The organism is Helicobacter mehlei (assembly GCF_007280785.1).
Taxonomy (GTDB): domain Bacteria; phylum Campylobacterota; class Campylobacteria; order Campylobacterales; family Helicobacteraceae; genus Helicobacter; species Helicobacter mehlei.
Genome location: NZ_VKGC01000003.1, coordinates 56,821 through 80,862, shown reverse-complemented (window position 1 = coordinate 80,862; position 24,042 = coordinate 56,821). Strand labels below are relative to the sequence as shown.

General features: G+C 46.2%; 22 protein-coding genes and 1 pseudogene. 17 read left to right on the top strand and 6 right to left on the bottom strand.

The window, feature by feature from the left end; all coding sequences use genetic code 11:
* The first annotated feature begins 116 nt into the window (after nt 1–116).
* From acnB to FNE76_RS02010, 17 genes and pseudogenes are all read left to right on the top strand, one after another.
* Nucleotides 117–2,675 (top strand): bifunctional aconitate hydratase 2/2-methylisocitrate dehydratase, encoded by a 2,559-nt coding sequence (acnB, locus tag FNE76_RS02085; RefSeq protein ID WP_120947396.1) that lies wholly within the window; start codon nt 117–119, stop codon nt 2,673–2,675.
* Between the two features lie 66 nt (nt 2,676–2,741).
* On the top strand, nt 2,742–3,401 hold the full coding sequence (locus tag FNE76_RS02080) for an amino acid ABC transporter permease (protein WP_185962961.1): 660 nt from the start codon (nt 2,742–2,744) through the stop codon (nt 3,399–3,401).
* Entirely contained in the window at nt 3,395–4,075 is a 681-nt protein-coding gene (locus FNE76_RS02075) for an amino acid ABC transporter permease (RefSeq protein ID WP_120947395.1), read from the top strand. Before FNE76_RS02080 ends, FNE76_RS02075 begins: the two co-directional genes overlap by 7 nt.
* Nucleotides 4,076–4,819 carry an amino acid ABC transporter ATP-binding protein gene (locus FNE76_RS02070; protein WP_120947394.1) on the top strand — a complete coding sequence of 248 codons (744 nt, stop codon included), beginning with the start codon at nt 4,076–4,078 and terminating at the stop codon, nt 4,817–4,819.
* A 50-nt stretch (nt 4,820–4,869) separates the two neighbouring features.
* Nucleotides 4,870–5,700, top strand: coding sequence for a transporter substrate-binding domain-containing protein (locus FNE76_RS02065; RefSeq protein WP_120947393.1), 831 nt, complete (start codon nt 4,870–4,872; stop codon nt 5,698–5,700).
* A 103-nt stretch (nt 5,701–5,803) separates the two neighbouring features.
* Nucleotides 5,804–6,592: pseudogene (locus FNE76_RS08670) on the top strand (PAS domain-containing protein); the annotation flags it as partial.
* A 21-nt stretch (nt 6,593–6,613) separates the two neighbouring features.
* Nucleotides 6,614–7,102 carry a methyl-accepting chemotaxis protein gene (locus FNE76_RS08665; protein WP_328588039.1) on the top strand — a complete coding sequence of 163 codons (489 nt, stop codon included), beginning with the start codon at nt 6,614–6,616 and terminating at the stop codon, nt 7,100–7,102.
* Nucleotides 7,103–7,111: 9 nt separating this feature from the next.
* Complete coding sequence (locus FNE76_RS02055) at nt 7,112–8,068, top strand: D-2-hydroxyacid dehydrogenase (RefSeq protein WP_120947391.1); 957 nt, start codon at nt 7,112–7,114, stop codon at nt 8,066–8,068.
* A gap of 171 nt (nt 8,069–8,239) precedes the next feature.
* Entirely contained in the window at nt 8,240–9,253 is a 1,014-nt protein-coding gene (locus FNE76_RS02050) for a SurA N-terminal domain-containing protein (protein ID WP_120947390.1), read from the top strand.
* A gap of 9 nt (nt 9,254–9,262) precedes the next feature.
* Entirely contained in the window at nt 9,263–10,315 is a 1,053-nt protein-coding gene (locus tag FNE76_RS02045) for a tetratricopeptide repeat protein (RefSeq protein ID WP_120947389.1), read from the top strand.
* An 8-nt stretch (nt 10,316–10,323) separates the two neighbouring features.
* Nucleotides 10,324–10,761, top strand: coding sequence for a ribonuclease HI (rnhA, locus tag FNE76_RS02040; protein ID WP_120947388.1), 438 nt, complete (start codon nt 10,324–10,326; stop codon nt 10,759–10,761).
* Between the two features lies 1 nt (nt 10,762).
* Nucleotides 10,763–11,434, top strand: a complete 672-nt coding sequence (gene rnc / locus FNE76_RS02035) for a ribonuclease III (RefSeq protein ID WP_120947387.1) — start codon at nt 10,763–10,765, stop codon at nt 11,432–11,434.
* Nucleotides 11,431–12,510 (top strand): chorismate synthase, encoded by a 1,080-nt coding sequence (gene aroC, locus FNE76_RS02030; RefSeq protein WP_120947386.1) that lies wholly within the window; start codon nt 11,431–11,433, stop codon nt 12,508–12,510. Before rnc ends, aroC begins: the two co-directional genes overlap by 4 nt.
* A 55-nt stretch (nt 12,511–12,565) precedes the next feature.
* Nucleotides 12,566–13,096, top strand: a complete 531-nt coding sequence (locus FNE76_RS02025) for a DUF2603 domain-containing protein (RefSeq protein ID WP_120947385.1) — start codon at nt 12,566–12,568, stop codon at nt 13,094–13,096.
* Between the two features lies 1 nt (nt 13,097).
* Nucleotides 13,098–14,474 (top strand): oxygen-independent coproporphyrinogen III oxidase, encoded by a 1,377-nt coding sequence (gene hemN / locus FNE76_RS02020; RefSeq protein ID WP_120947384.1) that lies wholly within the window; start codon nt 13,098–13,100, stop codon nt 14,472–14,474.
* Nucleotides 14,475–14,526: 52 nt separating this feature from the next.
* Nucleotides 14,527–15,795, top strand: a complete 1,269-nt coding sequence (locus tag FNE76_RS02015; protein WP_120947383.1) for a (Fe-S)-binding protein — start codon at nt 14,527–14,529, stop codon at nt 15,793–15,795.
* Nucleotides 15,796–15,887: 92 nt separating this feature from the next.
* Complete coding sequence (locus FNE76_RS02010; RefSeq protein ID WP_120947382.1) at nt 15,888–16,643, top strand: outer membrane protein; 756 nt, start codon at nt 15,888–15,890, stop codon at nt 16,641–16,643.
* A 53-nt stretch (nt 16,644–16,696) separates the two neighbouring features.
* On the opposite strand, the gene ccoG is transcribed toward FNE76_RS02010, so the two are convergent.
* The 6 genes from ccoG to ileS form a co-directional block, all read right to left on the bottom strand.
* Nucleotides 16,697–18,079: a cytochrome c oxidase accessory protein CcoG gene (ccoG, locus tag FNE76_RS02005; protein ID WP_162983043.1), complete on the bottom strand. Its 1,383-nt coding sequence runs from the start codon at nt 18,077–18,079 to the stop codon at nt 16,697–16,699.
* A gap of 104 nt (nt 18,080–18,183) precedes the next feature.
* On the bottom strand, nt 18,184–19,323 hold the full coding sequence (locus FNE76_RS02000) for a potassium channel family protein (protein ID WP_120947380.1): 1,140 nt from the start codon (nt 19,321–19,323) through the stop codon (nt 18,184–18,186).
* 17 nt (nt 19,324–19,340) lie between these two features.
* Nucleotides 19,341–19,529, bottom strand: coding sequence for a 50S ribosomal protein L28 (rpmB, locus tag FNE76_RS01995; protein ID WP_120947379.1), 189 nt, complete (start codon nt 19,527–19,529; stop codon nt 19,341–19,343).
* A gap of 45 nt (nt 19,530–19,574) precedes the next feature.
* Nucleotides 19,575–20,561, bottom strand: a complete 987-nt coding sequence (locus FNE76_RS01990) for a cytochrome-c peroxidase (protein WP_235852175.1) — start codon at nt 20,559–20,561, stop codon at nt 19,575–19,577.
* A 224-nt stretch (nt 20,562–20,785) separates the two neighbouring features.
* Nucleotides 20,786–21,226 (bottom strand): preQ(1) synthase, encoded by a 441-nt coding sequence (gene queF, locus FNE76_RS01985; RefSeq protein WP_185962960.1) that lies wholly within the window; start codon nt 21,224–21,226, stop codon nt 20,786–20,788.
* Entirely contained in the window at nt 21,219–24,029 is a 2,811-nt protein-coding gene (gene ileS, locus FNE76_RS01980; RefSeq protein ID WP_120947377.1) for an isoleucine--tRNA ligase, read from the bottom strand. Before ileS ends, queF begins: the two co-directional genes overlap by 8 nt.
* Between the last annotated feature and the right edge of the window lie 13 nt (nt 24,030–24,042).

The following is a 24,042-nucleotide window of genomic DNA, read 5'->3' as shown; positions in this document are numbered from 1 at the left end:
AAGAATTAGCAAATCTTACACAAAAAACACAACGAAAAAAGGCGGGTTTTCATGTGTCTTGTCAAAAACATAGCCAAGTTATTATATACTAAAAGCCTATTTCAAAAGGAGTGATCATGCAAACATTCATCCAAGAATACAAAACCATCGAGCAGGAGCGCGCACAAGAGAATATCCCCCCCTTACCCTTAAACGCCAAACAGGTTAAAAGCGTGCTAGACATTCTTTTGCACTCTAAGGACATGCAAGAATGCGCTTTGGCTAAGGATTTATTGATTCAGCGCGTGAGCCCGGGCGTGGATGAGGGCGCACAGGTTAAGGCGCAGTTTCTAGGTCAGATTGCGCTTAAAAAAATAGAGTGTCCGCACTTTAGCCCCCTTGAGGCGGTGGAGTATCTAGGCACCATGCTAGGGGGCTATAATGTTGCGCCCCTAATAGAAGCCCTGCAAAGTAGCGATGTTGCAATCGCTAAGCAAGCCTGCAAGGCGTTAAAATCCACGCTTTTAGTCTATAACTCTTTTGAAACCATCGCTAATTTGAGTAAGAGCAACGCTCTAGCCAAAGAGGTTTTAGAGTCGTGGGCGAACGCCGAGTGGTTTTTGAATAAACCCGCCCTGCCTGAAAAGCTGGAGCTGTGCGTGCTTAAAATTGATGGGGAGACCAATACGGACGATTTGAGTCCGGCTAGCGATGCCTTCACAAGGAGCGACATCCCACTACACGCCAACGCCATGCTCAAAAACCGCATAGAGAATTACCAAGAGAGGTTAGCCAATATCAAGTCTAAGGGCGTGCCGGTGGTGTATGTGGGCGATGTGGTCGGCACGGGCAGTTCGCGTAAGAGCGCGACTAACTCTATCATGTGGCATTTTGGACAAGATATTCCCTATGTGCCCAATAAGCGCACGGGGAGCGTGGTGATCGGAGGGGTCATTGCCCCGATTTTCTTTGCCACTTGTGAAGATAGTGGCGCACTGCCCCTAGTTGCCGATGTGAAAGACTTGCATGAGGGCGACATCATTGAGGTGTATCCTTACAAGGGTGAGATTTACAAGCAGGGGCAGGTGGTGAGCACCTTTAAACTCGAGCCCACCACCCTAGCCGATGAATACCGCGCCGGGGGGCGTATCGCCTTGATCATTGGGCGGGGCTTGACCAACAAGGCGCGCAAATTCTTAGCGCTAGGTCCCTCAGAAGTCTTTGCCAAACCCCAACAACCCGCAGAGAGTCATAAAGGCTACACCCTAGCCCAAAAAATGGTCGGGCGTGCGTGCGCCCTTGAGGGTGTGCGCCCCGGGGCTTATTGCGAGCCCATCACCACCACTGTGGGCAGTCAAGACACCACGGGGGCGATGACTAGAGATGAGGTTAAAGAACTTGCCAGCCTTAGTTTTGAAGCCGATTTTGTCTTACAATCTTTCTGCCACACAGCCGCCTATCCTAAACCCTCCGATGTGAGCTTGCAAGCCACTCTGCCGGAGTTTTTTACCAGTAGGGGCGGGGTGGCGCTCAAGCCTAAAGATGGGATTATTCACTCTTGGCTCAATCGCATGGGCTTGCCCGATACACTAGGCACAGGGGGGGATAGCCATACGCGTTTCCCCATTGGGATTAGTTTCCCTGCTGGGAGTGGATTAGTGGCTTTTGCTGCGGTTACAGGCACCATGCCCTTGAATATGCCCCAATCCGTGTTGGTGCGCTTTAAGGGAGAAATGCAACCGGGCATCACCCTAAGAGACTTGGTCAATGCCATCCCCTATTATGCGATCAAACAGGGCTTGCTCACTGTGGAGAAAAAGGGCAAGAAAAATATCTTCAATGGCAAGATTTTAGAGATCGAGGGCTTGGGCAATATCAAGATTGAACAGGCTTTTGAGTTTAGCGATGCGAGCGCAGAGAGGAGTGCTGCCGCCTGCACTGTGCGCCTCAATAAAGAACCTATCATTGAGTATCTGAGCTCTAACATTCAGCTCATTGAGCAGATGATTGCCAGTGGCTACGAGCACAAAGAAACCCTCAAAAGACGGGCGCAAAAAATGCAAGAGTGGATTGACAACCCCGTGTTATTAGAGCCCGATCCAGATGCGGAGTACGCCGCCGTGATTGAGATCGATCTTAATGAGATCACAGAGCCCATTTTGGCATGCCCTAACGATCCGGACGATGTGGCGACTTTAAGTGAGGTGCTCAATAACCCCAAACGCCCCCAAAAGATTGATGAGGTCTTTATTGGGAGTTGTATGACCAATATTGGGCATTTTAGAGCCTTTGGCGAAATCGTCAAGGGAGCAGGGGCATCCCCTATTCGCCTTTGGGTGGTGCCCCCCACCAAGATGGACGAGCAACAACTCATCAAAGAGGGGTATTTTTCTATCTTTGGGGCTGCTGGGGCGCGCACAGAGGTGCCGGGGTGTAGCTTGTGCATGGGCAATCAAGCACGGGTGCGCGATAATGCCGTGGTGTTCTCCACTTCTACGCGCAATTTTGACAACCGCATGGGCAAGGGCGCGCAGGTGTATTTGGGCAGTGCGGAGCTGGGGGCGGTGTGTGCGCTTTTGGGTAAAATCCCTACCCCTAGCGAGTATCTAGGATTAGTGGCTGAAAAGCTAGAAGCGCGCCGCGAGGAGATTTATCGCTATATGAATTTTCACCTCATGGAGCCCATGGCACTTTAAAGAGCCTTTAAGCGCAACCTTAGCTATTTTCCCTAAGATAGGGGGTTTTTATGAAAGGGTTGCGTTGTGGATTTGGATTGGCAATTTATGTACCACGCCTTGCCTCTTTTTGAGCGTGGGCTTTTTATCACTCTTGAGATTTCCTTTTGGGGTGTTTTGGGGGCAACTCTTCTAGGTTTTGGCGTGGCTTTGTGTCTGTTCTTTAAGCCTAAGTTTTTAGCCAGCTTTGCTAAAATCTACACAGAATTAGCCCGAAACACCCCCCTACTCATCCAACTCTTCTTCTTATACTATGGTTTACACGAGGTGGGGCTTTCCCTTAGTGCCTTGCAATGTGCCGTGCTGGGCGTGATCTTTTTGGGTGGGGCGTATATGGCGGAGAGTTTTTTACTCGGACTAAAAGCTCTAAGCAAGGTGCAAATGGAGAGTTCCTTGAGTTTAGGGCTTTCTAAGTGGCAGAGTTTGTATTTTGTGCTCTTGCCCCAAAGTCTAGCGATCTCTTTGCCCTCACTTGGAGCCAATACGATTTTTTTACTCAAGGAAACTTCTGTGGTGAGCGCAATTGCTCTAGCAGACTTAATGTTTGTGGCTAAAGATTTGATTGGCATTTATTACAAGACCAATGAGGCTTTAATATTATTGGTATTTGCTTACTTGGTTGTGTTATTGCCCTTAAGTGGGCTGTTTGTGGCTTTGGAGAAATATTATAAGAAAAAGATATGTTAGAAATTTTAAATCTCTTTAATGCGGATAATTTAGCCCGCTTGGGCGAGGGGTTGGCAACGACTTTAAGCCTTGCCCTGATCTCTATTGTGTTTTCTTTAGTGGGCGGGGTTGGCTTGGGGGTGGTGATGGCTTTTGGGGGTAAAATCGTGCGCACTCTGTGCCGTGTGTATTTAGAGAGTGTGCGTATCATTCCGCTTTTGGTGTGGCTCTTTATTGTGTATTTTGGGCTGGCATCTGTATTTGATTTGCACATTGAGGCGTTTGTGGCGGGAGTGGTGGTCTTTGCGCTGTGGGGAGTGGCGGAGATGATGGACTTAACAAGGGGGGCTTTAACTTCTATCTCTAAACACCAAAGCCAAAGTGCAAAGGCCCTAGGTTTAACGGCCCTACAAACCACTTTGTATATTCTCTTCCCCCAAGCTTTTTTGGCGTTATTGCCTTCCAGCGTGAATTTATTCACCCGCATGATCAAAACCACCGCCCTAATCTCTCTCATCGGGGCGATTGACTTACTCAAAGTGGGGCAACAAATTATAGAGGTGCATGTAATCAGCATGCCCCATGCGAGTTTTTATGTCTATGGCTTGATCTTTGTACTCTACTTTGTGCTTTGCTATCCCCTCTCTTATTTGAGCCAACGCCTAGAGAGAAAATACCAACACCATCGAGGCTAAATGGCAATTTTGCAAACCATCCAATTACAAAAGTATTATGGCGATCATGTGGTGTTAAAGGGCATTGATTTTAGTCTCAACAAGGGGGAGGCGGTGGTGATTTTAGGGCCTAGTGGGTGTGGGAAAAGCACCTTTTTAAGGTGCTTGAATGGCTTAGAAGAAATCCAAGGGGGGCAGATTTTCTTTAATCATCAAGAGATCAGCGCGCCCAAGACCAATTGGAATCAAATACGCCAAAAGATTGGCATGGTGTTTCAAAATTACGAATTATTCCCGCATTTAAGCGTGTTGCAAAATATTTTATTAGCCCCTCTCAAGGTGCAAAAACGCGCCAAAGAGGAAGTGCAAGAGCAGGCGATCGGCCTTTTAAAGCGCGTGGGGTTAGAACACAAAAAGGGGGCCTACCCGCGGGAGTTAAGCGGGGGGCAAAAGCAAAGAGTGGCCATTGTGCGCGCGCTGTGCATGCAACCAGAAGTGATGCTTTTTGATGAGGTTACGGCTAGTCTCGATCCTGAGATGGTGAAAGAGGTGCTAGAAGTCATTTTAGAGTTGGCGCAAGAGGGGATGAGCATGGTCATTGTTACCCATGAAATGAAATTTGCCCGCAAAGTGGCGCATAGAATTGTGTTTTTTGATCAGGGCGTGGTGGTGGAGGAAAATGATCCAAATGCCTTTTTTGAAAATCCAAAGTCTGAGCGCGCGCAGAAATTTTTAGAAATTTTTAATTTCTTGGGGGGCTGTTAAATTTTTATTGCTAGAATGAACCCTCATTTTTTGGAATATGAGGAGCGGTCATGCGTGGTTTGAAAATTGCGGGTGTTTTGATGGCGTTGGTGGCGTTTCTTGTGGCAGGCTGTTCGGATCACAAAGCCCATGCCAAAGAAGATAGTCTAGCACTCATTAAAAAACGGGGGGTGTTGAAGGTGGGCGTGTTTAGCGACAAACCCCCCTTTGGTTATATGGACAGCAAGGGGCAGTTCCAAGGCTTTGATGTTTATATCGCTAGACGCATGGCTAAGGATTTGCTGGGCGATGAGAAAAAGATAGAGTTTATCCCTGTGGAGGCAGCTGCACGGGTGGAGTTTTTGAAGTCCAATAAGGTTGATGTGATCATGGCCAATTTTACCAAGACCAAAGAACGCGCGGTAGTGGTGGATTTTGCCAAGCCTTATATGAAAGTGGCTTTGGGGGTGGTGTCTAAAAATGGAGAAATTAAAAAGATTGAGGATTTGAATGGCAAGCAACCCTTAATTGTGGATAAGGGCACAACTGCTGATTTTTATTTTTCCAAGCACTATCCTAAAATCCCTCTGCTCAAATACGACCAAAATACCGAAACTTTTCTAGCACTCAAGAACAACCGCGGGGTAGCCCTAGCCCATGACAACACGCTTTTATTTGCTTGGGTGAAGAAAAACCCCGAGTTTAAAGTGGGTATCCCCTCTCTAGGCGATCAAGATGTCATTGCTCCAGCGGTCAAAAAAGGTGATAAGGCTTTGTTGGAGTGGCTTAACAAAGAGGTGGATACACTCACCAAGAGTGGTTTTTTCAAACAAGCTTACGATGCCACTTTGAAGCCTATTTATGGCGATGATGTCGATCCCAAGAGCGTGATCTTCGAGTAGATTTTAGCCCCTTCTTGGGGCAAGTGTTACCAAAAATTCTTTTCATATTAACTTCTGACAAAGCTGTATGTCGCTATCATTATCACTACTTTGACTTTGAGGAATGTTCATGTTGTTCAAGAAGAAAAAAGAAGATGATTCTGCCCAACTTTTAAATCAGGAGAATGAGGAGTTGAGGGCAATTTACAAGGCCGTAAATCGTTCAACCGCTTTGATTGAGTTTGATACGCAAGCACGGGTCATTAGTGCCAATGATAACTTTCTAAAGGTGATGGGTTATTCGCTAGAGGAGATTAAAGGCAAACCCCATGCCATCTTTTGTGATGCAGAGTATGTCAATGCCCCCGAGTATCGTAAAAATTGGGATCAACTCAGATCGGGGCAGTTCTTGCGGGGGAGATTTAAACGCTACACCAAACAGGGCGAGGCGGTTTTTTTAGAAGCAAGCTACAACCCTGTTTTTGATGCATCGGGCAAGGTGTATAAAGTCATCAAGTTTGCTCAAGATATCACAGCGCGATCTTTGGAATTTAATGACTTAAAGGCTATCCATGATGCGGTGAATCGCTCTATGGCATTAATTGAGTTTGATCTAGGCCTCCATGTCCTCACCGCTAATGAGAATTTTTTAACGCTTATGGGTTACACTTTAGACGAGATTGTGGGTAAACACCATTCAACATTTGTTGAACCAGAATATGCCGCCAGCTCCACTTACGCGCAAAATTGCAAAAAGGTTGTTTCGGGAAATTTTATCAGTGGTACTTTCAAGCGTCTCACTAAAAACAAACGCCTTGTTTATTTGGAAGCCACTTATAACCCCGTTTTTGATGAGAGTGGCAAAATTTATAAAATTGTCAAAATTGCCAACGATGTAACACACAAAGAGGACAGCAACCAAGAAAAATTTAATATGATTGTGGATCTCATCAAGGAAAACCAACAGCTCACCAGCAATGGGAGTGCGATGATTGAAAAAACGACAGATAATATCCAAGATGTAGCCGATGCCATGAAGAACAACACACATTTGGTGAATACCTTAAGCGCGCAATCTGAATCCATCTCTTCTATCACCCAGACCATTAAAGACATCGCCGATCAAACCAATTTATTAGCCTTGAACGCCGCCATAGAGGCCGCGCGTGCGGGCGAACACGGGCGCGGGTTTGCAGTGGTGGCTGATGAAGTGCGTAAACTAGCCGAGAGAACGGGCAAATCGGTCGCAGAGATCGGGGCGATCATCGGCTCGATTCGCGAGATCACTTCCCAAGTGGTGGTGAATATCACCGCTGGCATGGCATCTGCGGATAAAACTGTGGAATTATCCTATCAAAGCAAATCTTTAATGGATCAAATCAAAATTGCTAGCGACAATGTCGCGCAAAAAATGGGTGTTTAAAGGAAAAACATGGCAACTTCTCAAAAACCACTGACCGTAGTCTTAGAAGCTTTATCTTTGGGCAAACGCCATAAATTAGATGCGTTGGAAGAATTTGTTGATCTGGTCTCTTACCCGGGGACTCCTCAAGAACTAGTCTTGGAGCGCGCCAAAGATGCAGAGATCATCATTTTAAATAAAGTTAAGCTGAGTGGGGACATGCTCAAAGCCCTTAAAAGGCTCAAATGTATTTGTATCACCGCAACGGGCATGAACATGATTGATTTGGATGTGGCCAAAGAGTTGGGTATTCAGGTTAAAAATGTGGTGGGTTATTCCACCCATAGTGTTACCATGCACACCTTTGCGCTTGCCTTTAGCTTGCTCTCCAATATGCCCTACTACGATCACTATTGCAAGAGTGGGGAATATTGCAATAGCGAGCTTTTTTCGCATTTTAATAAGGATTTGATGTCCTTAGAAAACAAAGAATGGGGGATTGTGGGGCTGGGCAATATTGGCAAAAATGTCGCACGCTGTGCTAGTGCTTTTGGTGCGCACGTGAGTTACACTTCTACAAGTGGGCACAATTCTGATCCCACCTATCCCCAAAAATCCTTAGAGACCCTGCTCAAAACTAGCGATGTGATCAGCATCCACGCTCCGCTCAATGAGAAGACTCATAATCTCATCCACGCCCAACACTTCCCGCTACTCAAAAATAAAGCAATCTTGATCAATGTCGGGCGGGGGGGGATTGTCAATGAAGAGGAGCTAGCCCAAGCCCTTAAAACTCAGGACTTTTACTATGCTAGCGATGTCTTTGAGCAAGAACCCATGCGCGCTGATCACCCCTTTTTAGATCCCACAATACAGCCCAAACTTTTACTCACTCCCCACATCGCGTGGGGTTATGGCGACACCATTAAAAAACTCATCGCTGCCACGATTGAAAATGTCAGGGACTATTTAAAAGGGCGTGCTTAAGGGCTTGGGCACCAACTACCTTGTTGTATAACCCTTAATCTTGTTCTTAGTGCCCTTATACTATACTCTGAGCCAAGACTAAATGAGAGAAAGAGAGTGTGGTATTTTTCCAAATTTTCAAGGTTTGCTAGGGTTAGCGGGGGGTTTTGGCACTTTGTTTTAGGGCTTGGTATGGTGTTAGCAGTGGCACAGGGAGCAGACTCTAAAGTGGAATCTGTAACCGGTCAAGGAGGTTCTAGTGCTAAGAACCTAGACAAATACGTTAAAGAAGCTCTAGGCAAATCCAAGAAAGAACATCAAGAGTCCCCCAAACGCTCTCAAGATCAGGAGAAGGGCAAACAGGCTAACAGGTCAGGGTCTTCCAAAAAAACACCTAGCCAAGATTTAGCAGAAGGCAGGGCAGATAACATCGTGGGCGGGATTGCTATCACGGTCAATAACGATCCGATCACGCTTTATCAAATTGAAACCCAAGAGAGAGAACAGCATGTGAGTCGCCAACAAGCCATTAATGCCTTGATTCTCCAGCGTATCCAAGCCCAAGAGATCAAGCGCCTAAAAATTGACATTGAAGATGACAAGATCGATGCTGAGATTGAGAATATCGCACGGCACAATGGCATGGACACTCAAGATTTTATGCGGACCTTAGCCGGAGAGGGCATTAACCCAAGTGCCTACCGCGCCCAGCTCAAAAAACAGCTTGAGACACGGGAACTTTTGCGCAATATTTTGCTCTTTAATGTCAATACCAATAGCGAAACCAAAATGCGCGAGTATTACAACGCCCACAAAGATGAATTTAGCATCCCTAGTGAGATCATCACGATTCGCTACATGGCCAAGGATACTAAAACACTCACCCAAGCCCTTGAAAATAGAAATGTGGAAATTCCCGGGGTTACGCACAATGAAGAAAAAATCCATGTCAAATCTTTAAACCCGCAGATCGCCCAAATGTTTCTCTCCACCAAGGAGAATATGTTCACGCCAATTTTGAATGCGGGTGGGGGGAACTATGTTTCTTTTTTTATCAAACAAAAACTGGGCAAAGAAAATGTATCTTTTAATCAGGCTAGAAACTTCATTGCCGGCAAACTTATTGAGGACCAACAAGACAAAATTCTAGCCGAATATTATGAGAAGTTACGGGTTAAGGCAAAAATCAAGTTTTTACGCCAATAGAGCAAGTCTGTGGAGCAATTAGCGTTCATCTATAAAGACTCGCTCTTTAGTGTCGCCATCTTGGTTTTCATCATTGGGAGTGTAATCTTGATGGATTATTTCCGCTCTGCTCTAGCACACCGCCGTAACCTTAAAACCCTCAATGCGCTTTCTCTCTCCTATTCTCAAGTGGAATTAGCTTATGAGGTCCAACAACTCTTGGCTAAAGAGCAAGAAAATGCCCTAGAGGTCTTGGGTTTTAAGACTTGGATGTTTTTGGCTAAACATTATGCTAAATACGGCAATAGCGAACAGGCGATTAAAATCTATTTGGTTTTATTACCCAAATACCAAAACGATCGCATCGCCATTTTAGAGAGTCTAGCCAAAGCCTACATTGATATGGGCTATGTGCAAAAGGCGCGTGATATTTTAATCGAGGTTTTGCGTATCGATCCGGGTAACACCCACGCCCTACATGCCATGGTACAAGCTCATGAAATCATGTGCGAGCCCAAAAAAGCCTTGCAAGTCTTGGAATGCTTGGATGAGCTAGGGACCAGCGGTTTAGCCGACACCTATTATTACTTGCAAATGCAAATTTTGATCGAGCAGGATTTGGGTCTTGAGGATAAGAGTTTTGCCATTCTCACACTGGGACACCAACAACCCAAACTCTATAAGCTGGCACTCAGGCATTGCAAAAGCCACCACAAGCCTCTATTCTTACAAGAAATCACCTCCTTAGAAGAGGCAATGCCCTACATAGACCTCCTATGGGATATTAAAAAAGAAGAGATTCAACCTTTTTTAGAGAGTTTGCACCCCAAGCTTTTAGAGGTGTTTGTGGCAAAGGGGTATGTGGAGGGGGTGTGCGATACGCTAGAGTTAGAGATTTTTAAAACTTTCCATGCCAAATACCAAATCAATTTGAATTTTAGTTACCAATGTTCTTTTTGTAAAAGTCTCTCCCCCTTTGAGAGTTACCGCTGTTTGGTTTGCACACAGATAGGCCCCAAAGAGGTGATTTTGGGCATTGAAAAACACCCCAATGACTATAGCAAGAATAGCAATTTGAATTAGGAGGTTCGATGAAATGTATTGAGCTTTTTTGTGATGGGTCGTCTTTGGGTAATCCGGGCTTTGGGGGTTATTGTGCCATCTTGCGTTATCAGGGTGTGGAGAAGATCATTGCCGGATCAGAGAGCTACACGACCAATAATCGCATGGAACTTAGGGCCGTGAATGAAGCTTTAAAAGTCCTTAAAGAACCATGCCAAATTGCCCTTTATAGTGATTCGACCTATGTTTGCTATGGGATTAGCCGTTGGCTAGTAGCATGGGTGCTTAAGGACTTCGCTAAGGTCAAAAACGCCGATCTGTGGCGTGAATTTGTGAGCTTGCGTGCCCCGCATGAAATCAGCACCCATTGGATAAGAGGGCATAGCGGGCATGCTCAAAATGAAAAATGCGACAGGCTGGCTAGGGAACAAGCCTTGCAGCACAAAATCGCCAATAAGGGGCAATGAGATGTTACAAACACTTCAAGAATGCTTGGGTTATGTTTTTAAGGACGCAGAGTTGCTCCAACAAGCCTTAACGCACAGGAGTGCCAAAGCCCACAAAAATAACGAACGCTTGGAGTTTTTGGGCGATGCGGTGTTGGATTTGGTGGTGGCTGAGATTTTATTTGCGCGTTTTGAGGATTTGCAAGAAGGCGATCTCTCTAAAATGCGCGCCTCGTTGGTCAATGAAAAGGCTTTTTTTAAACTAGCCTTACTTTTAAATTTGCAAGATCACATTTTAATTTCAGCCGCTGAAGCCAATAACCACGGACATACTAAACCCTCCATTCTTGCCAGTGCCTTTGAGGCTTTGATGGGGGCGATTTACCTAGAAAGCGGACTAGAGCCCGTTAAAACCTTGATGCAAAAGCTTTTTAGGCAAGCCTACCCCAATCTTTCTCTTCAAGAGCTTTTCATGGACTATAAAAGCGCATTGCAAGAACTCACCCAAGCGCGCTTTAAGGTCGTACCCACTTACACGCTCAAAAATGAGAGCGGTCCTGATCATGCCAAACAATTTGAGATGCAAATTTTTATCTTAAATAAACTCTATGGCACCTGCAAGGCTAGTAGCAAGAAGCAAGCCGAACAGCTTTGCGCCCAAGTGGCTTACCAGCAATTAAAGGAAATGCCATGAATACTTTGGGTCGGGTCTTAAGACTAACCACCTTTGGCGAATCGCATGGGCTAATGGTGGGGGGCATTTTAGAGGGCGTGCCTGCAGGGCTGGTGTTGGATATGGATTTGATACAAGTCGAGGTTGATCGGCGTAAAAGCATGCATGTCTTCACCACACCCAGACAAGAGCCAGATAGGATTGAATTGGTGAGCGGGGTTTTTGAGGGCAAGAGCACGGGCGCACCCATCGCCTTGCTGGTGCATAACCACAATATCAAAAGTAAAGACTATGACAACCTCAGAGAGAGTTTTAGACCCGGGCATGCTGATTTCACCACTTTTTCCAAATACGGACTTAGGGATCACAGAGGCGGGGGGCGTAGCTCAGCTAGAGAGAGTGTCATTAGAGTGGGTGCAGGTGCGATTGCCAAACTTTTATTACAAGAGTTAGGGCTAGAGGTGGTGGGGGGGGTTTTTAGCATAGGGGGTATTGAGGCTAAGGCGATTGATTTTGATTTTGCCAAACAGAGCGTGATTTTTTCTTTAAGCCCTGAAGTGGAGGCACAACAAAAACAAGCCATCTTGGAAGCCAAACAAAAAGGGGATAGCCTTGGAGGCGTGGTGTTGGTGCAAGCTAGAGCACATGCCAATTTGCTAGGTTTGGGGCAACCGCTGTATGACAAGCTCGATGCGCGCATTGCGGGCGTGATGATGGGGCTTAATGGGGTCAAAGGAGTTTTTATAGGTGATCCGCATGTCTCTAGCATGCAAGGGAGCCACTATAACGACCCGATCAGCCCACAAGGGTTTAAGAGTAATCATAGCGGGGGGATTTTAGGGGGTCTTGGCAATGGATCGGATTTGGTGGTGTGGGTGCATTTTAAACCTACTTCCAGTATCGCACACCAACAAGAGAGTATCAACACGCAAGGGCAAGCCGTGCATTTGGAGCTTAAGGGCAGGCATGACCCTTGTATTGCCATTCGGGGGAGTGTAGTGTGTGAGAGTTTGCTAGCCTTGATCTTGGCAGATTTCTTGCTTTTAAACTTGGGATCGCAACTAAACACGCTCAAGGGCTTTTATCGCAAGGCTTGAGTTTTGTTGTGGATTTTGTGCTACAATAGATGAAACCATCCAAAAAGGGGATCGCATGCAGGAGATCAATTCCCAAACCTCTAGAACTAGGAGGACCCGGGCTAGAAACAACCAGAGTAGCACGCAGGGTATGTATCAAAGCTTAGAGTCGGGAAAAAATCGTGTCCAAGCAAAATCTCTTGATTCTAAGCAAATGCTCTTAGAGCTAGAAGAGGGGGCGTTTGATCCCAAAGAGGCATGGTTTATGCAAGATGAGCAAAATCACCGCTATGTGGTGATCCCAGAAGCTTTGCTCCAACACATTGTACGCATGATCCAAAAAGCCTATGAAGATAAGATCGTGGTGGAGCTTGAAAGGGATATGGCAACCCTTACGCCGATTGATTTTGCCGATGCAATGGCGGTTGTTTTTAAAAAGCTAGAAGCCATGCGTGGGAGTGATGGGAGCTTGCCTAAGATTTCCTCGCTTGATTTTGTCAAACAGGTCAAAAAGCAACACCCCAACCTCTTTTTTAATTTCTCTGAATTTTTAGAGGAGAAAAAGCAAGAGGGTTTGGACTTAGATAATCTACAAATTCCCTTTTAAAATGCCAGCCCCCCAAACCCTTGATTTCCAAAAATACGCCTCTTACTCCAAACCCGGACCCCGCTACACCAGCTACCCTACGGCAGTGGAGTTTTCTAGCCAGTTTCAAGAGATGGACTTGATCCAAGCCTTCCAAAGAAGCGATCCGCAAATCCCCCTATCACTTTACTTCCATTTACCCTTTTGCAAGAGCGCGTGCTATTTTTGTGCGTGCAATGTGATCTACACCAATAGCCAGCGTAAAAAAGAACGCTACATCGGCTATCTTGAGAAAGAATTGGCACTTTTAAAGCGGTATTTAGACACGCATAAAGAAGTGGTGCAGTTACACTTTGGCGGGGGCACGCCCACTTTTTTTAGTGCCACGCAATTAAAACGCATTATCCAAGATATCTTCCACACCTTCCCTAATTTTGCCCCCCATGCCGAATTGGCATGCGAGATCGATCCGCGCCATTTTGAGCGCGCCCAAATGGAGGTTTTACACCAATACGGGTTTAACCGCCTAAGCTTTGGGGTGCAAGATTTTGATTTACAGGTGCAACAAGCGATCAACCGCTTGCAGAGCTTTGAGTTGGTACAAGAAAAAGTCTCTTTGGCTCGGGAATTTGGCATCAATTCGATCAATTTTGATCTCATCTATGGTCTGCCCTTCCAGACTTTGGCTAGTTTTGAGCAAACGCTTGTAAAAACCCTAGATCTCAACCCCGATCGCTTGGCGATTTTTAACTACGCCCATGTGCCTTGGGTCAAGCACACCATGAAAATTGACCCCACCACCCTGCCCAGCCCAAAGCAAAAATTAGAACTCTTGCAGTTTTTAATTGGGTTTTTAAAGGCACGGGGCTATGAGATGATTGGCATGGATCACTTCGCCAAAAAAGATAATGAACTTTATCTTGCCTTGCAAAACAAACAGCTCAGACGCAATTTTCAAGGTTACACCACCCAGAAATTTTCCCAAACCATCGGCGTTGGGGTTACTAGCATTGGTGAGGGGTTGGATTATTACACCCAAAACTTTAAGGATTTAAAACGCTACGAGCAGGCTTTGGATAGCGGTCATTTGCCTGTGGAGCGGGGTTTTAGACTGAGTAGAGAAGATGAGCTAAGAAAAGAAGTCATTATGCACTTGATGAATAATTTAGAGCTCAATTTTAGTGCCATTGAAAGGAGTTTTGGGATTGATTTTAAAGAGCACTTTAAGCAAGCTTTGGAGGCTTTAAAACCCTACGAGCAAGAGGGCTTGGTTATTTTGGATCAAGACGGGCTGAAAACCAGCGCAACGGGGGCGATGCTGGTGCGCAATATTGCTATGTTCTTTGATGCCTACCTAGGGGATCAACATAAAGACAAACGCTTTAGCCAAACCCTTTAATGTTGCGCCCACAGAGTTATTAGAAGAAATCAAGAGGGTAACGCAGGCTTGCGTGAAGTGCGGGAAATGTGTCCCTAGTTGCACGATTTATCGCATCCATAAGGACGAGACCACCTCTCCACGTGGGTTTTTGGACTTGATCGCCCAAGTCAAGCAAGAGAGTTTGGAGTTTAGCCCCGATGTGAAGGGCATTTTTGATACTTGTTTTTTGTGCACCACTTGCGTGCAAGTCTGCCCCTTGCATTTGCCCATTGATGTGATGATTGAAAAGGTGCGCTATTTGAGCACCGCCAAACACCCCATCAGCTGGCATAAAAAACTCTATTTTTTCTTGTTGCGCCACCCAAAGCTGATGGATTTTGTCTTTTCTTTTTGCCATGTCCTAGCCCCGTGTGCCTTCAAACAAGAAAATGACAAGCTCAAATGGCGTTTCAAATGGCGCGCTAAAAACCCCAACTTAAGCCTCTTGCAAAAACGCGCCTTTTTCCCCTTTGCCTCCAAGAGTTTTTTAAACAGCCACCCACCAGAAATCACGCCCCAAAACCCACCAGATCGGCCCGTTAGAAAAGTAGGGATCTTCATTGGGTGCTTGGGGAATTACAATTACCCCAATGTGGGTAAAAGTTTGCTCTCTTTGCTGGACAAACTAGGAATTGGGGTGATCTTACCCCAACAAGTTTGTTGCGGTGCGCCAGCCTATTTTAGTGGAGATGCCAAGAGTGCCCTTTTTCTAGCCCAAAAAAATACCGCCTCTCTAGCTAACATCGCTCCCCAAGTAGAAGCAATCTTGGTCCCTGAAGCCACTTGCATTAGCATGCTCAAAAAAGATTACCCCCATGTGTTCAAAAATATTCCCGATCTTAGGGATCGTCAAGAGTGGCTAGACAAATTCAGCACCATTCAGGACAAGCTACAACTAGCCTCTGCATTTCTAGCCCAGTACACCGCCCTAATAGATTTACTCAAACAACGCCCCAAAAGCCCTTTGAGCTTGACCTATCACGATCCTTGCCATGCCAAAAAGGTTTTAGGGGTTTATGCAGAGCCGCGCATGCTTTTACAAACCAACCACCAAATCATTGAAATGCAGGAGAGCGATCGCTGTTGTGGCTTTGGGGGGGTGAGCATGCAAAGCGAGCACTACTCCTTGACTCTCCAAGCTGGTCTGCCCAAAGCCCGTGATATTGTGAGCACCCACGCCCAAATTGTGAGTGCGGAATGTTCGGCGTGTCGGGTGCAACTCAATAACGCCCTAGAGCAAATTGACGCGCCCACGCAATTTTTGCACCCCTTAGAACTCTTGGATCGGGTTTTGGCATAAAATTTTTCTCTTTAAACGGCAAATGCCCAAATCTTAAAAAAAATATGCTAGAATAAGGGGAAATCATTAACATTCATTGAAAAGAGGATTATATGAGAAAAACATTCTACGCCTTAGTATCCAGTGCTGTAGCACTGAGCGGTTCGCTCACGACTCTGAGCGCAGAGAGGAGCGCATGGTATGTGGGTGCGAGTTATCAAGTTGGGCAAGCGGGGCAGACGATCACGAACAAGAGTGGTAATCCTTTGTTGCAGATCCATACTCTCCCTACTGGGACTTACCATTATTTGGCCGTGATGCAGGGATTGGGTGTTAGCGTGGGCTATAAGCAGTTTTTGGGTAAGAAAAAATGGTTTGGTCTGCGTTATTACGGGTTTTTTGACTATGGACATGCCGTTTTTGGGGCTAATGCACTAACTTGTCCATCAGGCACAACGATGAGCAGTGTCAATACTCCTACTGCTGGTGGTGCTTCGCCTTGTCCAGCTGTTGCTAACCTCTCAGACATGTTCACCTATGGTGTGGGAATCGACACGCTTTACAATGTGATCAACAAGCAAGATGTCACTTTTGGCTTTTTCTTTGGAGCGGCCATTGCGGGTAACTCTTGGGGCAACACAACAAAACACTTCATGGTCGAGCGGGGTCTAGGAGGCAAAATCGATCCAGCGATCTTCCAATTTTTGTTCAACGCCGGTTTACGCACCGCCATTGGCAAGCACCAAGAATTTGACTTTGGGGTCAAAATCCCGACCATCAACGACTACTATTTCTACAGCAAAGAAGGCTTGGCTTTCACTTACCGCCGCCAATACAGCCTCTATGCTGGGTACCGCTACAACTTCTAACTTGCCTCTTGGCTAGCCCTCTTGCTAGCCAACCTCCCTTCACACCTTAGAATCTAAAAATCCGGGACGATAAAAACGCTCTCTTGCGTGGAAGTGATGCTGGGATCATCTGTGCTGTAAGCTTTGATCGCGATGGGCAAAATTCCGCGTTTGGCGTGGGTAACATCGTGTTTGCCGTAGGCTTGTTTGGCTGCCTCCATAGGCATGCGCAAAACTACCACAACCTTCATTTTACCCCTTGCGCCAATAGAGAGGGGGTTTTTGGGGCGCACAATGCTAATATGCGGATCGTCGATGCTAAAAGTGTAGGTGTGGGTTTTGCTACTGGTGTTTTGGAAGAGAAAAATATAGGTGTTTTTGACATACCCATTTTTAACACTATATAAACGCCCGCCATGCGTGATGTCTAAAATCATCGAGGCCTTCTCTAAAGACCCCACAATCAACGCCCCGATCACTAAGACCAGCACCCCAATGTAGGCGATGGTTTTGGTACGCCACAATCTGACTTTCTGCTTGGTGCTCGTGGCATTACTTGAAGACCAATTAATCAGACTGGGCTTGTTTAATTTCCCCATCGTCATGGTGCAAGCATCTACGCATTCCAAGCAATTAATGCATTCTAATTGCATACCTTTTCTAATGTCAATGTGTGTCGGGCAGACCAAGACACAATGGTTGCAACTCACGCATTCATTAGCCGGATTGCGCTTTTGGGGGAGGGCAGGGATTTTCATATCCTTCTTGTCATAGATGAGCCCCCCACGTTGGGTATCGTAAATGGGGTTTAGGGTGTCATCATCAAAAAGCACGCTTTGCACCCGTGCGTAAGGGCATAGATAAATACAAAAGCGTTCTTGCACAACCACAATATCAAAGAAAACTACCGCGCTTAAAGCTGCCCAAATGCCCAGTAACAACATGTGCTCTTTAGGTGCATTGATCCCCTCTAAAAACTCATAGGGGGGGACAAAATAAAATAACAACACTGCCATCGCTGCAATCGGGACGGGCAAAAATAAAATACAACTCGCGATCTTTTTGAGCCAATTTTTCAGATCTGAACGCACAGGGCGTTGTTTATTGTTAATCTGGGTGCGCAAACCTAAAATCTTAGTTTCAATGAGATCGCGATGGATTACCCTAAAAATAGTCTGTGGACACCCCCACCCGCACCACACCCGCCCCAGCATGGAAGTCATGAAAAAGATAAAGACAAATAAGAAAATTACCAAGAGGGGCAATAAATACATCTCTTGTGCGCTGTAAATATTGCCTAACAAGTGGATTTGCTTGTGCTCAAAAGAGATGAGAAACACCTGCCCCTCACCCATATGCACAAAGGGCAGACCGATAGCTAAAATGGTGATTAAAATATAAATGATGTAGCGCTTAAAGCGGAAAGACTGGTAAAAATAGTAACTCTTGTCCTTGATTTTCTGAAAACCATGCGTGTCCATGAACACCCTTGTATGTTGGATGCTGGCATGGTAGCAAATTTTATTTAAGGCTCTTTAAACCCTGCTGGAGGTCTAAACCCTCACAGTGTGATGAAATCCATCTCCATAGGCCGTTGGTGTTGCAAGATAAAAGTTTTGGATTTTTCCACGCCCTCAGAAGTGCCGATTATTAATAACTTAGACTCGCTAGCAATGATGGCTTCCCCATCGGGCATGGGGATATAACGCCCGTCCTTTTGGATGATCCCAATAATAAAAACTTTCGTGATCTCTCTAAAATGGGCTTCTTTGAGCTTGCGCTGGACTAGCCAACTCTCTTTGGGCACAATGACCTCTTCTAGGTCTAATAGCGTATCTTTTTTATAGATGAATTTTTCAAGGATATTTTCCATATCAGGGCGAATTGCCATCGCGCTCACCCGTTGTGCCATCAGCTTTGTGGGCGAAACTACACTATCAGCCCCGAGTTTTTTGAGCTTTTCCAAGCCTTCATCACTATGTGCGCTGGCAATCACATAGTAGGGCTTGCGTTTGAGCTCCTTTTCAAAGAGACGCACGCTCACAATCAAGGCGACATTCACTGGCAAAATCTCTGAAAAGGTTACCACGCCCCTAGCACTACTCAAATGGGTTTTGAGCATGGCTAAGTTGGTGTGGGGATCGCCGGTGATGTAGTAGGGGTATTTGTGCTTGATGGCTTCTTCCTCAAAGTTGGGCGCATTATCCACCACCACGAAAGGAATCTGCGCGCTTCGAAATTGCTTGCTGAGCTCAATGGTGTATTCGTTATGATAACAGATCACATAGTGGTTTTTAAGTCTGGCTATTTTGTAAATCATTCTCTTCTCCCGAATTAATCCTGCTAGTACGCCCTTATTGATCACATTGATTAAAATTGCCACGCTAAAAGTTACTACCCCCGTCCCGCAAAACATGATAATGGAGGTGAAAAAAATACTGATAGTATTAAATTCATGCTCGTTGAGCGCACCAAAACCCGTTGCAGTAAAAGTGTAGGTGGTTTGAAAAAAAGCCTGCATTAGGCTGTAGTCTTGCAGGGCCAAATAACCCAAAGTGCCCGCCAAAATAAAACACTGGATCAGCACTAAAGGCAGTCTAAAAACTTCAAATTGGGCGTAAATCTCGGCGTTGAGATTGTAGTCGGCTTTAACCTTTTTCTTTTTAACCGAAAATAGGAAGGCCTTGATCTTTTTAAACATCACGTGGGCATAAAACCCTACTTGCTCTTACGCATGGTCCTTAGCGTGGAAGCCGCCACCTTGAGTTTTTTGCGTGTGCCATCTTCTAGGCGGATGTGGATGGTGTGTAGATTGGGCAACAACCGCCTTTTGTTTTTATTATTGGCATGGCTTACGCGGTTACCCACCATCGGACCTTTATTGCTCACTAAACATCTTCTTGCCATAAACTCTCCTTGTTTTTAAAATAAAACGGGCATTATACCCAAAAACTAATGCGAAGGAGCTTTAGGCTTGGGGTTATCGCCTTCCATGATCCCCTCGGGTTTAGGTGTAGTTGCTGTGATGGTGGGCAGATCAGGATAAACAATCGTGGGTTTTTTGCCAGTGAGCGCACCAAAGAAAATTGCGATCTTTTTAGCCTCTTCATCATTAATAGTAATGCCTAACTGGATTGCTCCCATCTCTTTAATCGCGTCTTTAACATCCCAATACTGCCCATTGTGGAAATAGGGCATGGTTTCTAGGATATTGCGTAGAGTGGGCACTTTGACCATGCCATCTTTATTCCCCTTAAAGTCGCCCACATTGGCAAATTTGTAAGGTGCCGCCACTTGGAAGGGTTGCATAGTCCCCCCTAGATTGATTCCATTGTGGCAAGCAATACAGCCCTTATCTAAAAAGAGTTTCAAGCCTTCTTTTTCTTGTGGACTTAGGGCTTTGACATTGCCCCTTAAGAAGTCGTCATAACGGCTAGGCGTGTTTAAAGTCGCTTCAAACATGGCGATGGTATCTGCAATGAGGTTAAAATCGATCTTGACATGGTTGCCATAAGCCCGTTTAAAAGCTTTGACATACCCGGGCATAGAATTGATCTTGGCTTCCACCACTTTAGGATCAGCATTCATCTCAACAGGACTGCTAATGGGTCCTTTTGCCTGATCGCCCAAGTGTGCCGCACGCCCATCCCAAAATTGCACCGAATTAAAGACAGAGTTATATACTGTGGGCGAATTGAGAAAGTGTGGATTGGGCTTCCAGCCTTCACCTACTGCCCTAGAGACTAAATCCACACCTGCCAACCCCAAATTATGGCAGGTGTTACAAGAGATCAAATAAGAGGTCGAAATTCTAGGGTCTAAATAAAGTTTCTTGCCCAATTCCACCTGCGCCTTAGTCATCACTGGCCCCTTATGAGAGAGTCCCAAATCGGTAACCTTTTTGACCAGATATTTTTGCAAATCCTTACCTTGGGGCATGGGCACTAAATTAGCCTCTAATGCCCGCTTGATCAAGGCAAAATCCGCTTGGGTTTTGTTTTTGGCACCCAAGCCTGCTACAGCCAACGCCCCCACCAACACACCAGACAAAACACGATTTTTTTGGAATACACACAACATAGACACCCCATTAATAAAAAATAAAAGTTTATTGTATAGCCAATTGACTTACTATTAGCTTACTGCTCTGGGCATGGAGTGATCTAGAGGCACTTTAAAAGGCGTTGTTCTTTCAAAGAGGCATAATCAGGAGTGGCGTAGTTGGCAAAGGGGGTGATGGTGATCCCTCCACGCGCGCTAAAATGGGCTTGCACTTCTAGGTATTTGGGCGCTAAGAGGGCGACTAGGTCGTTTAAAATCTTGCCCACACAATCCTCCCCAAAAACCCCCTCATTGCGAAAACTGAATAAATAGAGTTTGAGCGACTTGCTCTCTACCATTTTCAAATGCGCGATATAGGCAATGCGCACGCGCGCAAAATCCGGCTGGGCGGTGATGGGGCAGAGGCTGGTAAATTCTTGGCTCTCTAAGCAGGTAAAAATGTCCTGCCCCGGGTGGGGGTTCTCAAAGGCTTCTAGCAAATGGGGGCTATAGTGTTGCGCGTAGTGCGTCTTAGCCCCCAAATGGCTAAGAGTGCTAGGCATGCAAAACTTCTTCACAGCGCTCACACAGATCGTCTTTAGGGGCTAGAAAGCGCCAACAACGCGGGCACTTCTTCAAAGAAGCGCGTGCCAAAACAAAATCCGGGGTTTCTAACAACACATCCACCCCGCTGCCCTCCCAAAGCCCCACGCAACTCACCATCAACCACTCCGCATAGTGGGTAAATGCCATGTCCTTAGCGTCTTTGAGGTACATTTGCACTTCTAGGGAGGTTTTCACCCTTTTATCCTTTTTGAGCCCGTCCAACGCCTCACTAAAGCGCGCGCGCAACTCTAGGGGGCGCTCAAATTGGTCTAACACGCTTTGAGCAGCCACCCCCTCCAATAAAAAGGGCATTTGCAGATCAAAGACCCCGCCCCCAGCTAAAGCCACTTCTTTAAATAGAGGGCTGGCGTGTTCTAACACCTCTTCAATGGTGTAGGTGAGAATGGGCGCGAGCGCAAAACTCAAATGGTGGGCTAAATAGAGCATGGTCGTTTGGATCGCGCGCCGTTTGGGGCTCTCTTTGGGATCACAATACAAGCTGTCCTTGCAAATATCCATGTAAATCCCGCTCAAGTCGTTAGCCACGAAGCTAAAGAGTTTCTGCAAGCCCTTGACGAAGTCAAATTGCTTAAAGTGTTCTTGCACTTGGTTAAAGACTTTGGAGCTTAGGGCTAAAATCCACGAATCTATCAGGCTCAAATCTTGCAGGGGGGTTAGGCGTTCTAACCCCGCCGTGTTGGCTAGCAAAAAGCGCAAGGTGTTGCGCACCTTTTTATACCCTTCAGCAGTTTGGGCAAAAAACTCATGAGAGACGCTCAAATTGTCTTGATAGTCATTCATCACCACCCACAGGCGCAAAATATCGCTCCCATAGGTGTTGAGCACTTCATCTAAAGAAAAGACATTCCCCTTAGACTTGCTCATCTTATGCCCCTTAGAATCCACGGTAAAGCCATGGGTTAGCACCCCTTTAAAGGGCGCGCGGGAGTGTTTGATACAGCTTAAGAGTAAGGAGCTTTGAAACCAACCGCGGTGTTGATCGCTGCCCTCTAGCACCAAATCGCTAGGATAAACCCCCAAACGCTCTTCACACACCGCCTTAAAGGTGCTCCCACTATCAAACCACACATCTAAGATATGGGTGTTCTTTTCTAAATTGGGGGCTAGGTGCTTAAACCCCTCTGGCAAGAGATCTACCACGCTTTGCTCCCACCACGCGTTACAGCCCTTTTCTTTGAACATCTGGTAAATATGTTCTAAGATGGGTGCGTCAAACAAGGGCTCTTGAGTGCGTTTGTCCAAGAAAAACGCCATGGGCACGCCCCAGTTGCGCTGTCTGCTCACGCACCAATCGGGGCGTTGCTCTAGCATGGCTTTGAGGCGGTTCTTACCCTGTTTGGGGTAAAAGGCGACATCCTCAATCGCCTCTAGGGCAACTTGGCGCAAAGTTTTATAGCTACCATCTTCTTGTAAAAAAGGCTCATCCATCATGATAAACCACTGGGTGGTGGCGCGATACAAGACGGGTTCATGGGTGCGCCAACAATGCGGGTAGGAGTGCGTGATGGTGCTGTGGTGCAAGAGGCTTTGATCGAGCAATTCTAAAATCTTGGGTTGGATTTTGAGCACATGCTGACCTAAAAACTCTTCAGGCAAGAGCTTTTTTTGCAAGATCTCTTCATTGTAACGCCCGTAATCATCTACAGGCACTAAGACCTCTAAATCATATTGTAGGCATAAATGGTAGTCTTCTTCCCCGTGTCCGGGGGCAGTATGCACCGCCCCGCTCCCCTCTTCTAAGCTCACATGATCGCCTAGCAAAACCACAGAATCGCGCTGGTTTAGGGGGTTAGTGGTTAAAGCCCTCTCTAACAATTCGCTCTCAAAGCTCCCCACAATCTCCCCTTCTAAGATACCCTTTTCTAGCAACTTTTGGGCTAAAGAAAGCGCGACCACATGCCCTTTAGAAGTGATCGCATAGGTTGTCTTGGGTTTGAGCGCAATGCCCACATTAGCCGCTAGGGTCCAAGGGGTGGTCGTCCAAATCACAAGGGCAAATTCTTTAGGGGTTTCTTGGGTGCTAAAATGGGCTTGTTGGCTGAGAAGTTGGGCGCTTTGTGGTTGCAGGGCAAAGCTGACAAAGATTGAATCGGACTGCTTATCTTTGTATTCTACTTCGGCTTCAGCCAGCGCGCTCTGGCATGCCCAGCTCCAATAGACGGGTTTAAAGCGTTGCTTGAGCAAACCTTTTTGTGCGGCGATACAGAGCATTTGATAAATGCTGGCTTCAAAATCGTACTTATAGGTTTCATAGGGTTTTTCATAATCCCCCACTACCCCTAAGCGCAAAAACTCTTCGCGTTGGACATCAATAAACTTTTGGGCATGCTGGTAGCAACGATCGCGAAACTCCAGCGCGTCCAAAGCGTGGCGTTGCTCTGCGGGCAATCTGTGTTGCTCGGCTTTAAAATCCTTTTCAACTTGTTGTTCAATGGGCAAGCCATGGCAATCCCACCCGGGCACATAATCCACCTTTTTGCCTAAGAAATATTGGTGTTTGACGATCACATCTTTTAAAATCTTGTTGAGCGCGTGCCCGATGTGCAAATGCCCATTCGCATAGGGCGGTCCGTCATGCAAAACAAAGCCCTCTGAGGCGTTTTGGCGTTTGTCCAACATATGGGCATAAACCGCTTGTTCGCGCCAACGCGCATAAAGCTTGGGAGCGTTGGCAATGGCATTCGCTTTCATGGGGAAGGAAGTTTGGGGGAGAATCAGACTATCTTTGTAATCTTGCATAGCAAACCTTTCT

What these genes read in the sequence shown, in the direction of transcription:
- FNE76_RS02000 (WP_120947380.1), bottom strand. Translation starts at nt 19,323, where the DNA reads ATGTTTAAAAAGATCAAGGCCTTCCTATTTTCGGTTAAAAAGAAAAAG.
- FNE76_RS08665 (WP_328588039.1), top strand. Translation starts at nt 6,614, where the DNA reads ATGATTGTGGATCTCATCAAGGAAAACCAACAGCTCACCAGCAATGGG.
- FNE76_RS02070 (WP_120947394.1), top strand. Translation starts at nt 4,076, where the DNA reads ATGGCAATTTTGCAAACCATCCAATTACAAAAGTATTATGGCGATCAT.
- FNE76_RS01990 (WP_235852175.1), bottom strand. Translation starts at nt 20,561, where the DNA reads ATGCCCCAAGGTAAGGATTTGCAAAAATATCTGGTCAAAAAGGTTACC.
- queF (WP_185962960.1), bottom strand. Translation starts at nt 21,226, where the DNA reads ATGCCTAGCACTCTTAGCCATTTGGGGGCTAAGACGCACTACGCGCAA.
- FNE76_RS02025 (WP_120947385.1), top strand. Translation starts at nt 12,566, where the DNA reads ATGCAGGAGATCAATTCCCAAACCTCTAGAACTAGGAGGACCCGGGCT.
- rnc (WP_120947387.1), top strand. Translation starts at nt 10,763, where the DNA reads ATGTTACAAACACTTCAAGAATGCTTGGGTTATGTTTTTAAGGACGCA.
- rpmB (WP_120947379.1), bottom strand. Translation starts at nt 19,529, where the DNA reads ATGGCAAGAAGATGTTTAGTGAGCAATAAAGGTCCGATGGTGGGTAAC.
- FNE76_RS02075 (WP_120947395.1), top strand. Translation starts at nt 3,395, where the DNA reads ATGTTAGAAATTTTAAATCTCTTTAATGCGGATAATTTAGCCCGCTTG.
- FNE76_RS02065 (WP_120947393.1), top strand. Translation starts at nt 4,870, where the DNA reads ATGCGTGGTTTGAAAATTGCGGGTGTTTTGATGGCGTTGGTGGCGTTT.
- aroC (WP_120947386.1), top strand. Translation starts at nt 11,431, where the DNA reads ATGAATACTTTGGGTCGGGTCTTAAGACTAACCACCTTTGGCGAATCG.
- hemN (WP_120947384.1), top strand. Translation starts at nt 13,098, where the DNA reads ATGCCAGCCCCCCAAACCCTTGATTTCCAAAAATACGCCTCTTACTCC.
- FNE76_RS02055 (WP_120947391.1), top strand. Translation starts at nt 7,112, where the DNA reads ATGGCAACTTCTCAAAAACCACTGACCGTAGTCTTAGAAGCTTTATCT.
- rnhA (WP_120947388.1), top strand. Translation starts at nt 10,324, where the DNA reads ATGAAATGTATTGAGCTTTTTTGTGATGGGTCGTCTTTGGGTAATCCG.
- ileS (WP_120947377.1), bottom strand. Translation starts at nt 24,029, where the DNA reads ATGCAAGATTACAAAGATAGTCTGATTCTCCCCCAAACTTCCTTCCCC.
- FNE76_RS02050 (WP_120947390.1), top strand. Translation starts at nt 8,240, where the DNA reads ATGGTGTTAGCAGTGGCACAGGGAGCAGACTCTAAAGTGGAATCTGTA.
- FNE76_RS02010 (WP_120947382.1), top strand. Translation starts at nt 15,888, where the DNA reads ATGAGAAAAACATTCTACGCCTTAGTATCCAGTGCTGTAGCACTGAGC.
- acnB (WP_120947396.1), top strand. Translation starts at nt 117, where the DNA reads ATGCAAACATTCATCCAAGAATACAAAACCATCGAGCAGGAGCGCGCA.